Annotated in this window: 14 protein-coding genes and 1 tRNA gene; 12 read left to right on the top strand and 3 right to left on the bottom strand. The window is 60.1% G+C overall.

Features of this window, described 5'->3' with window-relative positions:
- Positions 1 to 28: 28 nt before the first annotated feature.
- On the bottom strand, positions 29 to 985 hold the full coding sequence (locus ACP7BO_RS06015) for a LysR family transcriptional regulator (RefSeq protein ID WP_060694450.1): 957 nt from the start codon (positions 983 to 985) through the stop codon (positions 29 to 31).
- A 105-nt stretch (positions 986 to 1,090) separates the two neighbouring features.
- On the opposite strand from ACP7BO_RS06015, the gene ACP7BO_RS06020 reads away from it, so the two are divergent.
- The 8 genes from ACP7BO_RS06020 (at position 1,091) to nhaA (ending at position 10,666) form a co-directional block, all read left to right on the top strand.
- The gene (locus tag ACP7BO_RS06020) at positions 1,091 to 1,831 is read left to right on the top strand and encodes an SDR family oxidoreductase (protein ID WP_073509683.1); all 741 of its coding nucleotides are present in this window, start codon (positions 1,091 to 1,093) and stop codon (positions 1,829 to 1,831) included.
- Positions 1,832 to 1,908: 77 nt separating this feature from the next.
- Positions 1,909 to 2,757, top strand: a complete 849-nt coding sequence (locus ACP7BO_RS06025) for an ureidoglycolate lyase (RefSeq protein ID WP_397454515.1) — start codon at positions 1,909 to 1,911, stop codon at positions 2,755 to 2,757.
- A 45-nt stretch (positions 2,758 to 2,802) separates the two neighbouring features.
- Positions 2,803 to 3,777 (top strand): D-erythronate dehydrogenase, encoded by a 975-nt coding sequence (denD, locus tag ACP7BO_RS06030; RefSeq protein WP_426209123.1) that lies wholly within the window; start codon positions 2,803 to 2,805, stop codon positions 3,775 to 3,777.
- 121 nt (positions 3,778 to 3,898) lie between these two features.
- Positions 3,899 to 5,269 carry an MFS transporter gene (locus tag ACP7BO_RS06035; RefSeq protein ID WP_397454517.1) on the top strand — a complete coding sequence of 457 codons (1,371 nt, stop codon included), beginning with the start codon at positions 3,899 to 3,901 and terminating at the stop codon, positions 5,267 to 5,269.
- Positions 5,266 to 6,150: an NAD(P)-dependent oxidoreductase gene (locus ACP7BO_RS06040; protein WP_060694459.1), complete on the top strand. Its 885-nt coding sequence runs from the start codon at positions 5,266 to 5,268 to the stop codon at positions 6,148 to 6,150. Before ACP7BO_RS06035 ends, ACP7BO_RS06040 begins: the two co-directional genes overlap by 4 nt.
- A 16-nt stretch (positions 6,151 to 6,166) precedes the next feature.
- A complete protein-coding gene (locus ACP7BO_RS06045) occupies positions 6,167 to 7,951 on the top strand; it encodes an IlvD/Edd family dehydratase (protein WP_060694461.1) in 1,785 nt (594 codons plus the stop codon).
- A gap of 140 nt (positions 7,952 to 8,091) precedes the next feature.
- A complete protein-coding gene (locus tag ACP7BO_RS06050; RefSeq protein ID WP_426209519.1) occupies positions 8,092 to 9,273 on the top strand; it encodes a fumarylacetoacetate hydrolase family protein in 1,182 nt (393 codons plus the stop codon).
- Positions 9,274 to 9,457: 184 nt separating this feature from the next.
- Positions 9,458 to 10,666, top strand: a complete 1,209-nt coding sequence (nhaA, locus tag ACP7BO_RS06055) for a Na+/H+ antiporter NhaA (protein WP_397454519.1) — start codon at positions 9,458 to 9,460, stop codon at positions 10,664 to 10,666.
- Between the two features lie 182 nt (positions 10,667 to 10,848).
- Here nhaA and ACP7BO_RS06060 read toward each other — a convergent pair.
- Positions 10,849 to 10,925: transfer RNA gene (locus tag ACP7BO_RS06060), tRNA-Arg, on the bottom strand.
- A gap of 662 nt (positions 10,926 to 11,587) precedes the next feature.
- On the opposite strand from ACP7BO_RS06060, the gene ACP7BO_RS06065 reads away from it, so the two are divergent.
- The 3 genes from ACP7BO_RS06065 (at position 11,588) to ACP7BO_RS06075 (ending at position 14,438) form a co-directional block, all read left to right on the top strand.
- A complete protein-coding gene (locus tag ACP7BO_RS06065; RefSeq protein ID WP_426209126.1) occupies positions 11,588 to 13,126 on the top strand; it encodes an NCS1 family nucleobase:cation symporter-1 in 1,539 nt (512 codons plus the stop codon).
- A 54-nt stretch (positions 13,127 to 13,180) separates the two neighbouring features.
- Positions 13,181 to 13,909, top strand: a complete 729-nt coding sequence (locus ACP7BO_RS06070; RefSeq protein ID WP_073509679.1) for an aspartate/glutamate racemase family protein — start codon at positions 13,181 to 13,183, stop codon at positions 13,907 to 13,909.
- Positions 13,910 to 14,201: 292 nt separating this feature from the next.
- On the top strand, positions 14,202 to 14,438 hold the full coding sequence (locus ACP7BO_RS06075; RefSeq protein WP_426209128.1) for a hypothetical protein: 237 nt from the start codon (positions 14,202 to 14,204) through the stop codon (positions 14,436 to 14,438).
- A 27-nt stretch (positions 14,439 to 14,465) separates the two neighbouring features.
- On the opposite strand, the gene phnN is transcribed toward ACP7BO_RS06075, so the two are convergent.
- Complete coding sequence (gene phnN / locus ACP7BO_RS06080) at positions 14,466 to 15,047, bottom strand: phosphonate metabolism protein/1,5-bisphosphokinase (PRPP-forming) PhnN (protein ID WP_426209131.1); 582 nt, start codon at positions 15,045 to 15,047, stop codon at positions 14,466 to 14,468.
- Between the two features lie 368 nt (positions 15,048 to 15,415).
- Between phnN and ACP7BO_RS06085 the strand changes: the two genes are divergently transcribed.
- Entirely contained in the window at positions 15,416 to 15,742 is a 327-nt protein-coding gene (locus ACP7BO_RS06085; RefSeq protein WP_060694475.1) for an Arc family DNA-binding protein, read from the top strand.
- Positions 15,743 to 15,768 lie beyond the last annotated feature (26 nt).

The raw sequence follows: 15,768 nt of genomic DNA on the forward strand, positions 1-15,768 counted from the left end.
GATTCGATCGGCTAATAACCTCGGGTTATCAAGGCGTCTGGGGTGCTCCGCGCAAGGCATCGGGACCGCTCAAGAGCGCGTCAATAAAGGCCTTGGCTGACCATTGGGGCACTTCGTTGCGCCGGGTAATGACCCCGTAATCGGCCAGCACCAGCGGAAATGGCAGCGCCAGACGGGTCAAGCGCCCGGCGCGGATTTCCGGCTCCGCCATCGATTCAGCCAGCATCGCCACGGCCGGGGTTGTTTGCAGCAGTTGCATGGTGGTCTGCAGGGAGACCGTTTCTACCGTGTTCTCCGGGGTCTGCATGCCTGCTTCGACAAAGGCCTGCTCCACCCGTACCCGCATCGGCGTGCCGGTGGGGTAGATCACCCAAGGCCAACTGCCCAGATCGGCCAGCGGCACTTCACTGGCACCGGCCAACGGGTGCTGACTGCCCGTGACCAGGCACAGCGGCTCCGGCGCCAGGGCCTGGAATTCAAACAGTTCACGATGACGGTCGAGGGTGAACCGTGCCACCACTACGTCCAGTTCCTTGTGTTCGAGCATGGCCAGCATGTTGGCGCTGGTGCCCTCGAGCACCTGCAAGGTGAGCAACGGCCACTGTTGTTTGACCCGCACGATGGCCGCCGGAACCGCCAGCGCGGTGGCGGCATAGATGGTGCCGACTTTCAGCAGGCCATGGCCGCCCTGGCGCAAATGGTTGATCTGACCGACAAACTGCCCGGTGTCGTTCAACGCGATCTGGGCAAACCGGGCCACATGACTGCCCAGGTCGGTCAGCGACATGCTGCGTGGCAAACGCGCAAACACTTCAAAGTCCAGCTGGTGCTCGATCTCACGCAACATCTTGCTCACCGCGGGCTGGCTGATGTTCATTTCATGGGCGGTGGCATGCATGTTTTGCGTGCGCGCCAGTGTGTCTATAAGCACCAAGTGGCGATAACGCAGCCAGTTGCACAATTGATTAAATCCGACATCAGCCATCCGATAACCTCCGGTTATTGAGACTTGAGAATATCTCATTGGCGATTATCGCGAAGCAATATTAGGGTGATCCGGTCGCGCCACATAATAACAATGGAAACCGCCATGAATCTTGCCAGCAAACGCGTAGTCATCACCGCTGCGGCACAGGGTATCGGCCTGGCCTCGGTACTCGCGTTCCGTGATGCAGGCGCAGAGGTCATTGCCACCGACCTGCACATTCAGTCCCTGCAGGACATCCCCGGGATCCGGGTGTTGCAACTGGACGTGACGCAACCTGCGGCCATCGCTGCTGTCAGCCAGCAGGTCGGCCCGGTGGACGTACTGTTCAATTGCGCCGGATACGTTCATAGCGGCGCACTGCTGGACTGCGACGAACAGGCCTGGCAGTTCTCCTTCGATCTCAATGTCACGGCCATGTACCGCATGATCAGCGCCTTCCTGCCCGGCATGCTGGCCGCGGGCGGTGGCAGCATTATCAACATGGCCTCGGTGGCTTCCAGCGTAAAAGGCGTACCCAACCGCTTTGCTTACACCGCGAGCAAGGCCGCGGTTATCGGCCTGACCAAATCAGTGGCCGCGGACTACGTGCGCCAGGGTATCCGCTGCAATGCCATTTGCCCCGGTACGGTGGACTCGCCGTCCTTGCGCCAGCGCATTGCCCAACAGGCGCTGGAACAGGGCCGCACAGAGGCCGAGGTGTATCAGGCATTCGTCGACCGCCAGCCCATGGGCCGTATCGGCACCGCCGAAGAAATCGCCCGCCTGGCCTTGTATCTGGCCAGCGACGCCAGCGCCTACACCACCGGCACCACCCAGGTGATTGATGGCGGGATGAGTAACTGACATGCATAAACCCTCTGCAGGAGCGAGCAAGCTCGTTCCTGCAGACACAGTTTTTCTTATTGGATGAAGGAGTTTTTATGAAACTACTGCGCTACGGCGAGAAGGGTCAGGAAAAACCGGGGCTGCTGGATGCCCAGGGCAAAATTCGCGATTTGTCGGCGCACATCGCCGATGTAGCCGGCCAGGCACTGGATGCCGCAAGCCTGGCCGCCCTAGGCAAAATCGACCCTTCCAGCCTGCCGCTGGTCAGCGGTTCGCCACGCCTTGGCGCCTGCGTCGGCCAGGTCGGCAAGTTCATCTGCATCGGCCTCAATTATGCAGATCATGCCGCCGAGTCGGGCCTGGACGTGCCATCGGAACCGGTGGTGTTCAGCAAATGGACCAGCGCAATCTGCGGCCCCAACGACAACGTCGAGATCCCCCGCGACTCAACCAAGACCGACTGGGAAGTCGAGCTTGGCGTGGTGATCGGCAAAGGCGGACGCAATATCGATGAACACAATGCCATGGACCACGTGGCCGGGTTTTGCGTGATCAACGATGTCTCCGAACGCGAGTGGCAGCTGGAACGTGGCGGCACCTGGGACAAGGGCAAGGGCTTTGACACCTTCGGCCCCCTCGGCCCGTGGCTGGTTACCCGCGACGAAATCAGCGACCCGCACCAGCTTGACCTGTGGCTTGAGGTCGACGGACAGCGCTACCAGAACGGCAACACCCGCACCATGGTGTTCCAGATCCCGGCCCTGATTGCTTACCTGAGCCGCTGCATGTCGCTGCAACCGGGGGATGTCATCTCCACCGGCACCCCGCCGGGCGTGGGCCTGGGGGTAAAACCGGCGCCGGTCTACCTGCGCCCCGGGCAGGAAATACGCCTGGGCATCAGCGGCCTTGGCGAGCAACGCCAGCGCACGGTACAGGCTGACTGACCCACAGCAGGCCTTGAAAATAATCATAAGAAACAGGAGCAACACATGCGGATTCTGATCACTGGCGGCACCGGTTTTATCGGCAAACAACTGGCCCAACGCCTGCTCGACCTCAACAGCCTGACGCTTGAAGGCCAGGCCCCCCGCGCGATCGATCGCATCGTGCTGTTCGACACTTTTGCCGGTGAAGACCTCCCCGTCGACCCGCGTATCGAACTGGTGACCGGCGATGTAGCCGACCCCGAAGTGATTGCCCGGGTGACCGACGGGGTGGACCTGGTGTGGCATTTGGCAGCGGTGGTCAGTTCAGCCGCCGAGGCCGACTTCGACCTGGGGATGCAGGTCAACCTGCATGGCCTGATGCTGTTGCTCGAAACCCTGCGCAAACAGGGCAACGCCCCGCGCTTTGTGTATGCCAGCGGCTTCGCGGTATTTGGTGGCGAGCTGCCGGAAGTGGTCGACGACAACACGGTACTCACCCCGCAATCGTCCTACGGCATGCAAAAGGCCGTGGGCGAACTGCTGGTGGCCGACTATGCCCGCAAGGGCTTTGTCGATGGCCGCGTGCTGCGCCTGCCTACGGTGGCGGTGCGTCCCGGCAAGCCGAACAAGGCAGCGTCGACGTTCTTCAGTTCAATCATCCGCGAACCGTTGGTAGGGCTGCCTGCTGTGTGCCCGGTACGCCCGGACACCCAGGTGTACCTGACCTCGCCACGGCGGATCATTGAGTCAATGCTGCTGGGCATGACCCTGTCGCCAGAGACCCTGGGCAATCAACGGATCATCCCGCTGCCGGGCGTGACCACCACCGTTCATGACATGGTCTCGGCGCTGCAACGGGTCGCGGGCGAGGAAGTGACCAAACTGATTCGCTGGGAACCGGATGCCACCATCCAGCGCATCGTCGAGAGCTGGCCAAGCAAGGTCCAGGCGCCCCGCGCCCGCGCCCTGGGCTTCACTGCCGACGCGGATTTCGACGCCATCGTGCGTGCGCATATTGAAGACACTGCCACCCGATAACACTCTGCCCCTGTAGGAGCGAGCTTGCTCGCAATCTTTTGATCTTAAAGAGCTCGCTCCTACAGAACACTGCACAACAGGTTCACGCTACTCACAACAATAAAAACTGAGGCCGTGCGATATGACCACTCCACTCACCGATGTCTCGGACATCGAACAACAGACGATCAAACGCGTTACCAAACGCATGATCCCCTTTCTGATCCTGCTGTTTGTGGTCGCTTTTCTGGACCGCAATAACGTCGGTTTCGCCGCCCTGCGGATGAACGAAGACATCGGTATCAGCCAGACCATTTATGGCCTGGGCGCCGGGATTTTCTTCCTCGGCTACTTCATGTTCGAAGTGCCGAGCAACATTCTGCTGCACCGCTACGGCGCCCGGGTCTGGATCGCCAGGATCATGGTGACCTGGGGCATCATCGCCGGGGCCATGGGCTTCCTGCAGACGCCGGTGCATTTCATCTCCCTGCGCGTATTGCTGGGCATCGCCGAAGCCGGGTTCTTCCCGGGGGTGATTTATCTGCTGTCGCTGTGGTTCCCGAGCCGTTACCGCGCCCGCATGATCGCCACCTTTTACCTGGGCGTACCCATTGCGCAAATTATCGGTGCCCCGCTGTCGGTGGGCCTGATGGAGCTGGGCGATGCCTGGGGCTTCGTCGGCTGGCGCCTGATGTACATCGTCGAGGCCGTACCCGCGGTGATTCTCGGTGTGGTCTGCTATTTCTACCTCACGGACCACCCGGCCGATGCCCATTGGCTGACTGACAAACAGCGCAACTGGCTGATCGGCACCCTGGAACAGGAAGAGCGCAACAAACCGCTGGTGGTGGGCCTGCAACCGACCAAGGGCCAGATGATCCGCAAGGCACTGTGCAACCGCCAGGTGTGGCTGCTGGCGCTGGTGTACTTCGGCATCACCTCGGGCTCCAACGCGATGAACTTCTTTATGCCCACGGTCCTGGCATCGTTCCGCGGCTCGTTCGGGCTGGAGATCGGCCTGATGCAGAACGGCCTGATCACGGCCATCCCTTACGCCGTCGCCGCCGTGGCGATGATCTGGTGGAGCCGTCGCTCGGACCGCCTGCAAGAACGCCACTGGCATGCCGGCGGTGCCGCCATGCTGGCCGCCGTGTCCATCGCCGTGGCGCTGTGGCTCAACCAGCCATGGATCATCGTTATCGGTTTCATCCTCCTGGCCATGGGTGTGTACAGCGCCATTAACGTGTTCTGGGCTGTGCCGGGGCAAGTGCTGACCGGGGTCGGAGCCGCCGCCGGGATTGGCCTGATCAACTCCATCGGTAACCTCAGCGGTTTTGTCGGCCCTTACCTGACCGGTTACCTGTTCACCGTAACCGGCAGCTATACCCCGGGCTTCCTGGTGATTGCCGCACTGGTGGGCGCCGGTGGCCTGGGCATGGTGATGATGCCGCGCAACAAGGTGTCGCAAATTGGCACCGCCATCCCCGCAGCCGCCGCAGGAGGTAAAGCATGAGTCTGGCGACCGTAGCGTTTATCGGCACCGGGATCATGGGTAAACCCATGGCCCGCAATCTGTTGCAGGCCGGTTATCCGGTACGTGCATGGAACCGCTCCCCGGCCAAGGCCCAGGAGCTGGCGGCCCACGGCGCCGACATCCTGTCGACCCCGGCGCTGGCGGCAAAGGGTGCACAGGTGCTGGTTTGCATGCTCAGCGATGGTCCGACCTGTGATGAGGTGCTGTTTGGCGAAGGGGGGGCTGCGCGGGTATTGGCCCCCGGGGCGCTGGTGATTGTGATGAGTTCGATTGCGGTCGACAGCGCCGTCGAACAGGCCCGTCAGTGCGCCGCCCTCGGGCTGCGCTACCTCGATGCGCCGGTGTCGGGCGGTGAGCGCGGGGCGCGTGAAGCCAGCCTGGCGATCATGGTCGGCGGTGAAGTGGCGGCCTTTGAACAAGGGCGCGAGGTGCTGGCGGCCATGGGCCGTCCGGTCCACGTAGGCCCGGCCGGAACCGGCGAGCTGTCAAAACTGGTCAATCAGTTGATCGTCGCCAGCACCATCGCCACCGTCGCCGAAGGCCTGCTGCTGGCCGAACGCGGCGGCGCCGACCCGAGCAAGGTCCACGAAGCGCTGATGGGAGGCTTTGTCGATTCTCCGATCTGGCGCCAGCACGGCCAGCGCATGCTCGACAACGATTTCACCCCCGGCGGCCCGGCCAAATGGCAACTCAAGGACACCCGCACTGCCCTCGCCCAGGCCCAAAAACTGGGCCTGAGCCTGCCGGTCGGCAGCCTGGTGGATGGCCTGTTCCAGGCCATGATCGAAGCCGGTGACGGTGAACTCGACCACGCCGGGCTGATCCGCCAGTTACGCCGTCACAACCAATTGCCTGAATAATCTGCTGGAGCCTGTCATGACCGAATCAACCCCTCGCCGCCTGCGCAGTCAGCTGTGGTTCGACGATCCCAGCCATGCCGATCTCACCGCGCTGTACGTCGAGCGCTACATGAATCAGGGCCTGACCCGCGCCGAATTGCAATCGGGGCGGCCGATCATCGGGATCGCCCAGACCGGCAGCGACCTGACGCCCTGCAACCGGCATCACATCGAACTGGCCAAGCGGGTCAAGGATGGCATCCGCGATGCGGGCGGCATTCCGATGGAGTTTCCGGTGCACCCGATTGCCGAGCAGTCGCGCCGACCGACCGCGGCACTGGATCGCAACCTGGCGTACCTGGGCTTGGTGGAAGTGCTGCACGGGTACCCGCTGGATGGCGTGGTGCTGACCACCGGCTGCGACAAAACCACCCCCGCGTGCCTGATGGCGGCGGCGACCACGGACCTGCCGTCCATCGTGCTGTCCGGCGGGCCGATGCTCGACGGTTGGCACAAAGGCCAGCGTATCGGTTCGGGCACTGTGCTCTGGCACGCGCGCAATCTGCTCAGCGCCGGGGAGATCGATTACGAAGGGTTTATGACCCTGACCACAGCGTCATCGCCCTCGGTCGGCCACTGCAACACCATGGGCACCGCCCTGTCGATGAATGCCCTGGCCGAAGCCCTGGGCATGTCATTGCCCGGTTGCGCGAGCATTCCGGCGCCTTATCGCGAACGCGGGCAAATGGCCTATGCCACCGGTATGCGCATTGTCGATCTGGTGCGTGAAGACGTACGCCCTTCGCACATCATGACCCACGCGGCATTCGAGAACGCCATTGCCGTGGCCTCGGCCCTGGGGGCTTCTACTAACTGCCCGCCGCACCTGATTGCGATAGCCCGCCACAGCGGCATCGATCTGTCGCTGGAAGACTGGCAGCGGGTCGGCGAAGACGTGCCGTTGCTGGTTAACTGCATGCCGGCCGGTGAATACCTGGGTGAAGGTTTCCACCGTGCGGGCGGCGTGCCGGCGGTGATGCATGAACTGGACAAGGTGGGCCGCCTGCACCGCGACTGCCGTTCGGTGAGTGGCCGCAGCATGGGCGAGATCGTGGCTGACGCCGTGACCGGCGACCGCGACGTGATTCGTTCGTACGAAGACCCGCTGATGCATCGCGCCGGTTTTATCGTGCTCAGCGGTAACTTCTTCGACAGCGCGATCATGAAAATGTCGGTGGTGGGCGAAGCCTTTCGCAGAACCTACCTCAGCGATCCGTTGCAACCCAACAGCTTCGAAGCGCGGGCCATTGTGTTCGAGGGCCCCGAGGACTATCAGGCGCGGATCAACGACCCGAGCCTGGACATCGATGAGCGCTGCATTCTAGTGATTCGCGGCTGCGGTACCGTCGGTTTCCCGGGCAGTGGCGAGGTGGTCAACATGGCCCCCCCTTCAACGCTGATCAAGGCCGGCATCGACTCGCTGCCCTGTATGGGTGACGGTCGCCAGAGCGGCACCTCGGCCAGCCCGTCGATTCTCAACATGTCCCCGGAGTCGGCAGTGGGCGGCGGTTTGTCGTTGCTGCGTACCGGCGACCGGCTGCGCGTCGACCTCAATGCACGCAGCGTCAATTTGCTGGTGGACGAAGTCGAACTTGATGCCCGTCGCCAAGAACCGCTGCCGCCGCTGGCGCCTTCGCAAACACCGTGGCAGGAACTCTATCGCCAGCTGGTCGGCCAGTTGTCCACCGGCGGCTGCCTGGAACCGGCCACCCTGTACTGGCGCGTGATCCCGGAAAACGGCCCACCGCGCCATTCCCACTAAACAATGAAGCCCCTGGAACCCTGAACCCTGTAGGAGCGAGCTTGCTCGCGATCTTTTGATCTTGAGAGCTCGCGAGCAAGCTCGCTCCTACAGAGGTTGGGGTAGAAGGGAGATCGACCATGAATTCAAGGATTGACCTTATGAAGCCGCTGCAATTGAACGTTGAGAACTCCCTGCCTGAGGACTGGCAGCGTGCAACCCTGATCGGTCGCGTGTGGCTGCCAGGTGAGCGCGGCGGGCCGGCGGTGGTTGTGATTCGTGACGGTGATGTCATTGACTGCACTGCACACTTCCCGACCCTGAGCCTGCTGCTGGATCAGCAAAACCCGTTACAGGCGGTGCGCGAAATCAGCGGTCATTCGCTGGGCACGGTCCAGGACCTGCTGGTCAACAGCGGTGAACAGCGCGACCCGGCCAAACCCTTCCTGCTGGCGCCCACTGACCTGCAAGTGATCAAGGCGGCAGGGGTAACGTTTGCCGCCAGCATGATCGAACGGGTCATCGAGGAAAAAGCCGGTGGCGATGCCCTGCGGGCCGAGCAGATACGCGGCCTGGTGCAGGAAGTCATCGGCGACAACCTGCGCGACCTGCGCCCCGGCTCCCCCGAGGCGATGCGTCTCAAGCAGGTTTTGATCGAGCAGAACATGTGGTCGCAGTACCTGGAAGTCGGGATCGGGCCCGATGCCGAAATCTTCACCAAGGCGCCGATTCTGGCTGCCGTGGGCAGCGGCAACGCAATCGGTGTCCACCCAGGCTCCAGCTGGAACAACCCGGAACCGGAAGTGGTGCTGGCCGTCGACAGCCGGGGGCAGATTCATGGTGCAACCCTGGGTAACGACGTCAACCTGCGTGATTTCGAGGGGCGCAGTGCACTGCTGCTGAGCAAAGCCAAGGACAACAATGCCTCTTGCGCACTCGGTCCGTTCATTCGTCTGTTCGACGAACATTTCAGCCTTGACGACGTACGCCGCTGCGAAGTGACCTTGCGCGTCGAAGGGCGGGACGGTTACGTGCTCAATGGTAAAAGCTCCATGAGCCAGATCAGCCGTGACCCGGCCGATCTCGCGCAACAGACCCTCAATGAGAACCACCAGTACCCGGATGGATTTGTGTTGTTCCTTGGCACCCTGTTCGCCCCCACCGACGACCGCGACCAGCCCGGCCAGGGTTTCACCCACAAGGAAGGCGATGTGGTGAGCATTGCCTGTACCAGCCTGGGCGCCCTGCACAATCGCGTGACCCGTAGCGACCAGGCCGCACACTGGTCGTTCGGGGTGGCAGCACTGATGAAGAATCTGGCGCGCCGGGGTTTGCTGGCGTAAATGAAGGCCAGCGCCGCCTCGAGTGCATGCACGCCATGCACTTGAGGGCGTCGCCATGACGGCCCGGGTGTTACCTGCTGCAACCCTTTTCGTGTAGTATCCGGCGCTGGGTGCCACCGCAACAACGCGGCAGGGCAGGTTAATTTAGCGAAGGTCGGGCCGCCATCGCGGAGTCGCCACACCTATGAGTCTTGAGCCCTCGCGTCTGGATAAAGCCGCAAACACCCGCAAGTCTGCATCCTCCCTCGCTTTTATTACGCGCTTTTTCGCCGCGGAATCTGCGGGCGGCTTGATCCTGATGGCATCAGCCCTGGCAGCACTGCTGCTGGCAAACTCCCCGTGGTCTGCTGCTTACTTCTCCACTCTGCAAGTCAAGTTCGCCGGGCTCTCGATCGAGCACTGGATCAATGATGGCCTGATGGCGATCTTTTTCCTGTTGGTGGGCCTTGAGATCAAGCGTGAAATGCTTGCCGGCCAGTTATCCAGCTGGAGCCAGCGCGCACTTCCGGGTTTTGCCGCACTGGGCGGCATGCTGCTGCCGGCCTTGATCTATATCGCCATCAACTGGGGCAACTCGCAAACTATCGGCGGCTGGGCCATCCCGGCAGCTACCGATATCGCGTTTGCACTGGGCGTACTGTCACTGCTGGGCAAGCGGGTTCCCGTTTCGTTGAAGATCTTTCTGGCGGCGCTGGCGATTCTCGATGACCTGGGGGCGGTACTGATCATCGCGCTGTTCTACACCAGCGGCCTGTCCATCAGCATGTTGCTGGCATCGGTGGCTGTGGTTGCGGTGCTGGTGGTGCTGAACCGCTGCGGTGTACGCCGACTGGCCCCGTACCTCATAGCAGGCGCCCTGCTCTGGTTCTTCATGCTGCAATCGGGCATCCACGCGACACTGGCCGGAGTCATCCTTGCCCTGTGCATTCCAATGGGTGATCCGGAAAAGAAGACGAAGTCGCCCCTGCTCCACCTCGAAGAAAAACTGCATCCGTGGGTCGCTTTCGCCGTGGTACCCATCTTTGGTTTTGCCAATGCCGGTGTATCGCTGGCCGGCATTTCGCCACGCGACCTGCTGGACCCGGTACCGCTCGGGGTCACGCTGGGCCTGTTGCTGGGTAAACAACTGGGTGTGTTCGGCCTGGCGGCTCTGGCCATACGCTTTGGCCTGGCAAAACTGCCCGAGGGTAGCAACTGGGTCCAGCTCTATGGCGTTGCCTTGCTGTGCGGCATCGGCTTCACCATGAGCCTGTTCATTGGCGCCCTGGCCTTCCCGGGTGCTCCGCATCTGGTGGATGAAGTGAAGGTCGGCGTGCTGATGGGCTCCATCCTGTGCGCCATCCTGGGAGTGGTGGTACTGATCAAGGCTGGTCGTCAAAAGGCATCAGCCTGATCCGGACTGAGGTGCGTCCGATCAAGGACGCACCTGCCGGGTAATTCGCTCACGCACAAAAAAGCCCCGCCAAGTCGAACTTGAGCGGGGCTTTTTGTTGCCTGAAGCCTGCCTGATGCACCCGCCCTGCCCCATGGGGAATTAGCGGGAAAATCAGGGATCACTGGAGGCTTTGAAAAATATGGTGTCCCAGGCGGGGTTCGAACCTGCAACCTTCCCCTTAGGAGGGGGATGCTCTATCCAATTGAGCTACTGAGACAAATCATGGGCACTGCACGCTATGTGCGGTGCGATCAACGGCGTGCATGGTAACGGCCAAGGCTTTATTTGTCATGTCGTGCGTTGGCTTTTTACTGTCAGAAGCATCGCGGGCAAGCCGCGCTCCCACAGAACTCCTGCACTGCCACGAATATGTCGTTGCTGCCCAGGCACGAGGCTGCGATCAGCAAGTGGCGACACGTTGCTGTGCATGGGCGTGAGCACGACCTGAAAAATCGTATACAAAATGTCACATAACGGTGCGCTAAAAATCCCCGCACAGGTTTTATGCATCAAAAAGTAACAGACATCCTGACAATAAAAGCTGACAGCTGTCCGCGCGCTCTTTCCCCCCTTAATCCCCCCGCCTCAAATATTGAAAATTAAAATACTTATTTTTCAATGCATTAATAAAAACCCCTGAGAACAACATTCACTTTTACCTGCACACAATTTTTGTCTGGCATGAATATCGCTTAAGTCCACACGCCACTTGTATACAAAACAAACAAAAACTAAGTACACGTTATTTCGTGGCCTGCCACAAAAAGCAGGCATACCGCGGACTTTCATAACCAGTGATTCTCGCTAGCCGTGACGAAGATTTGTCGAGCCCGTGCTCATGAACAGTCATCACGCTGCAGGTATCAGGAGCTTGCCAGAATGCGTTCAAGACTCTCCCCTACCATCGCTCTGGATTTACCTTCCCCGGTTTCAACCCCCACCCCTGCTCCTGACAGCGTCGCATCAACGCTGGCGCTCAGTCCGCGCTTGCATAACAGTGACCTGGCCCCCACCAAAACCGAAGGCCGGCGCTGGGGCCGGTACAGCATTTTTGCGCTGTGGACCAACGATGTGCACAACATTGCCAATTACTCGTTCGCCATCGGGCTGTATGCGCTGGGCCTGAACGGGTGGGAGATTTTGCTTTCGCTCGGGATCGGGGCGGCGCTGGTGTTCAATTTCATGAACCTGTCCGGCTATATGGGTCAACGCACCGGTGTGCCTTTTCCGGTCATCAGCCGTATTAGCTTCGGCATTCACGGGGCACAGATTCCGGCGTTGATACGTGCAGTTATCGCTATCGCCTGGTTCGGCATTCAGACGTATCTGGCCTCGGTGGTCTTGCGCGTGTTGCTGATCGCGGTTCATCCGGGTTTTGCCGCCTATGACCACAACTCGATTCTTGGCCTGTCGAGCCTGGGCTGGTTATGTTTTGTGGCGATCTGGTTCGTACAACTGGCGATCCTGGCCTATGGCATGGAAATGGTCCGACGCTATGAAGCTTTCGCCGGGCCGGTGATTCTGCTGACGGTGATCTGTCTTGCCGGCTGGATGTATTTTCAGGCCAACGGCACCATCGCCTGGTCGAGCCGCGAGCCACTGAGCACGGCTGAAATGTGGCGCAATGTATTTGCCGGTGGTGCTCTGTGGCTGGCGATCTACGGCACGATGATCCTTAATTTCAGCGATTTTTCCCGCTCGTCCCCCTGCTGCAAAACGATCAAGGTCGGTAATTTCTGGGGCTTGCCCGTGAATATTCTGGTGTTTGCCGGGATCACTGTCCTGCTGTGCGGCGCGCAATTCCAGATCAATGGAACAATCATTGAGAGCCCGACGCAAATCATTGCCTCGATTCCCAATACCTTGCTTCTGGTGCTGGGATGCCTGGCGTTCCTGATCGTAACGGTGGCCGTGAATATCATGGCCAACTTTGTCGCTCCGGCATTTGTACTGAGCAACCTGACCCCCCGGTACCTGACCTTCCGCCGCGCCGGGCTGATCAGTGCCACCATCGCGGTGCTGATCTTGCCGTGGAATTTGTATAACAGCCCGCTGGTGATCGTTTACTTCCTGTCCGGCCTCGGCGCCCTGCTCGGCCCGCTGTATGGCGTGATCATGGTCGATTACTGGCTTGTACGAAAAGGTCAGGTCGATGTGCCGGCCTTGTACAGCGAAGACCCGAGCGGCGCGTATTACTACTCGAATGGCGTCAATTTACGTGCGGTCGCCGCCTTTGTTCCTGCAGCACTCATCGCCATCGTGCTGGCGCTGGTACCTGGTTTCCACACGGTCTCGCCATTCTCCTGGCTGATAGGCGCCGGCATCGCGGCAATGCTTTATCTGATTATCGCCAAGCGCCAGCCCTACTACGCCCAGGTCAGCGGCGAATCGATTGCCGTCGAGAACGCCAGCCATTGATCCGTCTGCGGCCCGCCTGATCCGGGCCGCCCCCACTCACTTCAAGGAGAGCCAATGCGAATTCTCGTGGTTAACGTCAACACAACCGACAGCATCACCCAGGCCATCGCTCGCCAGGCACAAGCAGTGGCAGCGCCGGGCACTGAGATCATCGGTCTGACCCCCGCCTTCGGGGCAGAATCGGTCGAAGGTAATTTTGAGAGTTATCTGGCAGCGATCGCAGTGATGGACTGCGTGATGTCCTATGACCGGCCGTTCGATGCGGTGATTCAGGCCGGGTACGGCGAGCATGGCCGCGAGGGGCTGCAAGAGTTGCTCAATGTGCCCGTGGTGGATATCACTGACGCGGCGGCGAGTACGGCGATGTTTTTGGGGCGGGCTTATTCGGTGGTCACGACTCTGGATCGCACCGTCCCGCTGATTGAGGACCGTCTGAAGCTGTCGGGGCTGTGGGATCGCTGTGCATCGGTGCGGGCCAGTGGCATGGCAGTGCTGGAGCTTGAGTCTTCACCGCACAAAGCATTGGAGGCCATTGTTCGCCAGGCTGAACTGGCCGTCAGAGAAGACAAGGCGGAGGTGATTTGCCTGGGTTGTGGCGGGATGGCCGGGCTTGATGAGCGCATTCGTCAGCTCACGGGGGTGCCGGTGATTGATGGCGTGTCGGCAGCCGTGACCATTGCCGAATCACTGGTGCGCCTGGGTCTGTCCACGTCCAAGGTGCGTACCTATGCTACGCCGCGGCCCAAGGCAATTGCGGGCTGGGCAGCCCGGTTCTGCCGGTAGCGACAAGCACTGACATGCTCGCGAAAGCATCATTGGCGAGGTATCGAACTACCTCACCAAAGCCATCGCGGGCAAACCCGGTTACTGGAGGTTTTTTGAGACCCTCGGGACGCGCCACAGTGATATCGTGCAATTTGCACTACAGCAAAAAGCCATCATTGCATTTTGCAATTGAGCCCTCTTTTAAATACCCATCAACATACTGATTTATAAGGGTTTTATTCCAAAAATCAGTTGGCACGATCACTGCTATAACAACAGTATTCCGTCCATGCCCTCAGAGATGACCGCCATGAACAGCACTCTTTTACTGTTGAATGCCCTTGCGCTTGCCGTACTGGTAGTTTTCCACTTTCAACCTGAACCCGCCGCCTCCGCGCAGACTGCCGGGCTGGCCGGCACTTACAACAAACCGCTCACCCCCATGCCACAACTGGCCGTGATGACAGAGAACGATCAGGTTGCACCTCGTTTGACCGCCGAACGCCCTGTGGCCGCAACTATTCAAGGCGAACGCTGGTCCTTTTAAAGAGAGACTTGGGCCCTCGACTCACCGTTATGCCGAGTGGGCAGCAGGGGCCAGGCTGGCATCAATAAGCGCCAAAAAGCCTTGAACCCCCAGTGACAGCGCAGCCGAATTGTTCAGCACTGACACCTGCTCAGACTGCTGCTCATCGATTGAATCGATAAATAATTGGTTGCGCTGGAGCCGGTCGCTGATTTCAGCCGGCGTCTCCCGACCCCGAGCCTGTAAACGCTGACGCAGCACCCCGGTATCGACGTACAACATGATCGCCAGCAAATCCGGGTAACGCTCGCGGGCCTGCTTGAGGTACCCCCGGGAGCCGTTCACCAGTACATGGCGCCCGCTATTGAGCCATTGGTCGATTTCTACCGGGATGCCGTACTCAAGGCCGTTGGCCTGCCAGTGCATGGCAAAGGCCCCCTCCTCCTTGAGTGACTGAAAGCGCTCATGGGAAACACCCAGCGCATCCTCGCCCACCGCTTCGCTGGAGCGGGTAATCACTCGCCGGATAACCTCGCATCCGCGCTCGGGCAGATAAGGTCGTACGGCATCAATCAGGCTATCCTTGCCTGAGCCCGAAGGGCCCATCAAATAAATCAATTTGCCTGGCATGACTTGGATCTCCCGGGAGTTGACGTCCCGTCAAACTGCACCCGCTCTCAGCTTCTGCTAACAAGTAAGGCCCGACTGCAGGCTTACAAGCCTTAGATGTCGTGAAATACCTTTTATAGGCGTGCGGGGATGAGAAAAATCTCTATCTGCTTTTCATTGCGACGCATATTTCCGATAATCGTTACTGGCATAACGCCTCTATCCGGTTCAATATTTGTCACAGAATTGACGCCAGGGAAGTGGCGGATTTGAGGCATGATGCGCGCCTCTTAACAATTCAGGTTGAACATTTGGTCGCAGATACGGTCTTAAACACATCCTGCGGCCAATTCCGAGAACCGCTCCCCTGAACTAACCGGTTAACTATAATGCGCCCATTGAAACAGGCAATTTACTCAAGCCGTACGGCCGACAAGTTTGTCGTACGCCTGCCAGACGGAATGCGCGAACGCATTGCCGAAGTGGCTCGCGATCATCACCGCAGCATGAACTCAGAAATCATCGCCCGACTGGAGCAAAGCCTCATACAGGAAGGCTCTCTGGGTGAAGAACTCAGCATGCGCCTGGACAGCCCCGAGCTTTCCCTGCATGAACGTGAGTTACTGCAACGCTTCCGCCAACTCTCGCATCGCCAGCAAAATGCTCTGGTGTCCCTGATTGCTCACGACGCTGAAGTTGCATCGAACGCGTCCTGATTCAAGCCAGATATAAAAAGCCAGCA

The sequence above is a fragment of the Pseudomonas sp. TWR2-1-1 genome, assembly GCF_049897045.1.
GTDB lineage: Bacteria > Pseudomonadota > Gammaproteobacteria > Pseudomonadales > Pseudomonadaceae > Aquipseudomonas > Aquipseudomonas versuta.

Coding starts and splice junctions, on each gene's coding strand:
- ACP7BO_RS06015 (WP_060694450.1), bottom strand. CDS start 985: ATGGCTGATGTCGGATTTAATCAATTGTGCAACTGGCTGCGTTATCGC.
- ACP7BO_RS06020 (WP_073509683.1), top strand. CDS start 1,091: ATGAATCTTGCCAGCAAACGCGTAGTCATCACCGCTGCGGCACAGGGT.
- ACP7BO_RS06025 (WP_397454515.1), top strand. CDS start 1,909: ATGAAACTACTGCGCTACGGCGAGAAGGGTCAGGAAAAACCGGGGCTG.
- denD (WP_426209123.1), top strand. CDS start 2,803: ATGCGGATTCTGATCACTGGCGGCACCGGTTTTATCGGCAAACAACTG.
- ACP7BO_RS06035 (WP_397454517.1), top strand. CDS start 3,899: ATGACCACTCCACTCACCGATGTCTCGGACATCGAACAACAGACGATC.
- ACP7BO_RS06040 (WP_060694459.1), top strand. CDS start 5,266: ATGAGTCTGGCGACCGTAGCGTTTATCGGCACCGGGATCATGGGTAAA.
- ACP7BO_RS06045 (WP_060694461.1), top strand. CDS start 6,167: ATGACCGAATCAACCCCTCGCCGCCTGCGCAGTCAGCTGTGGTTCGAC.
- ACP7BO_RS06050 (WP_426209519.1), top strand. CDS start 8,092: ATGAAGCCGCTGCAATTGAACGTTGAGAACTCCCTGCCTGAGGACTGG.
- nhaA (WP_397454519.1), top strand. CDS start 9,458: ATGAGTCTTGAGCCCTCGCGTCTGGATAAAGCCGCAAACACCCGCAAG.
- ACP7BO_RS06065 (WP_426209126.1), top strand. CDS start 11,588: ATGCGTTCAAGACTCTCCCCTACCATCGCTCTGGATTTACCTTCCCCG.
- ACP7BO_RS06070 (WP_073509679.1), top strand. CDS start 13,181: ATGCGAATTCTCGTGGTTAACGTCAACACAACCGACAGCATCACCCAG.
- ACP7BO_RS06075 (WP_426209128.1), top strand. CDS start 14,202: ATGAACAGCACTCTTTTACTGTTGAATGCCCTTGCGCTTGCCGTACTG.
- phnN (WP_426209131.1), bottom strand. CDS start 15,047: ATGCCAGGCAAATTGATTTATTTGATGGGCCCTTCGGGCTCAGGCAAG.
- ACP7BO_RS06085 (WP_060694475.1), top strand. CDS start 15,416: ATGCGCCCATTGAAACAGGCAATTTACTCAAGCCGTACGGCCGACAAG.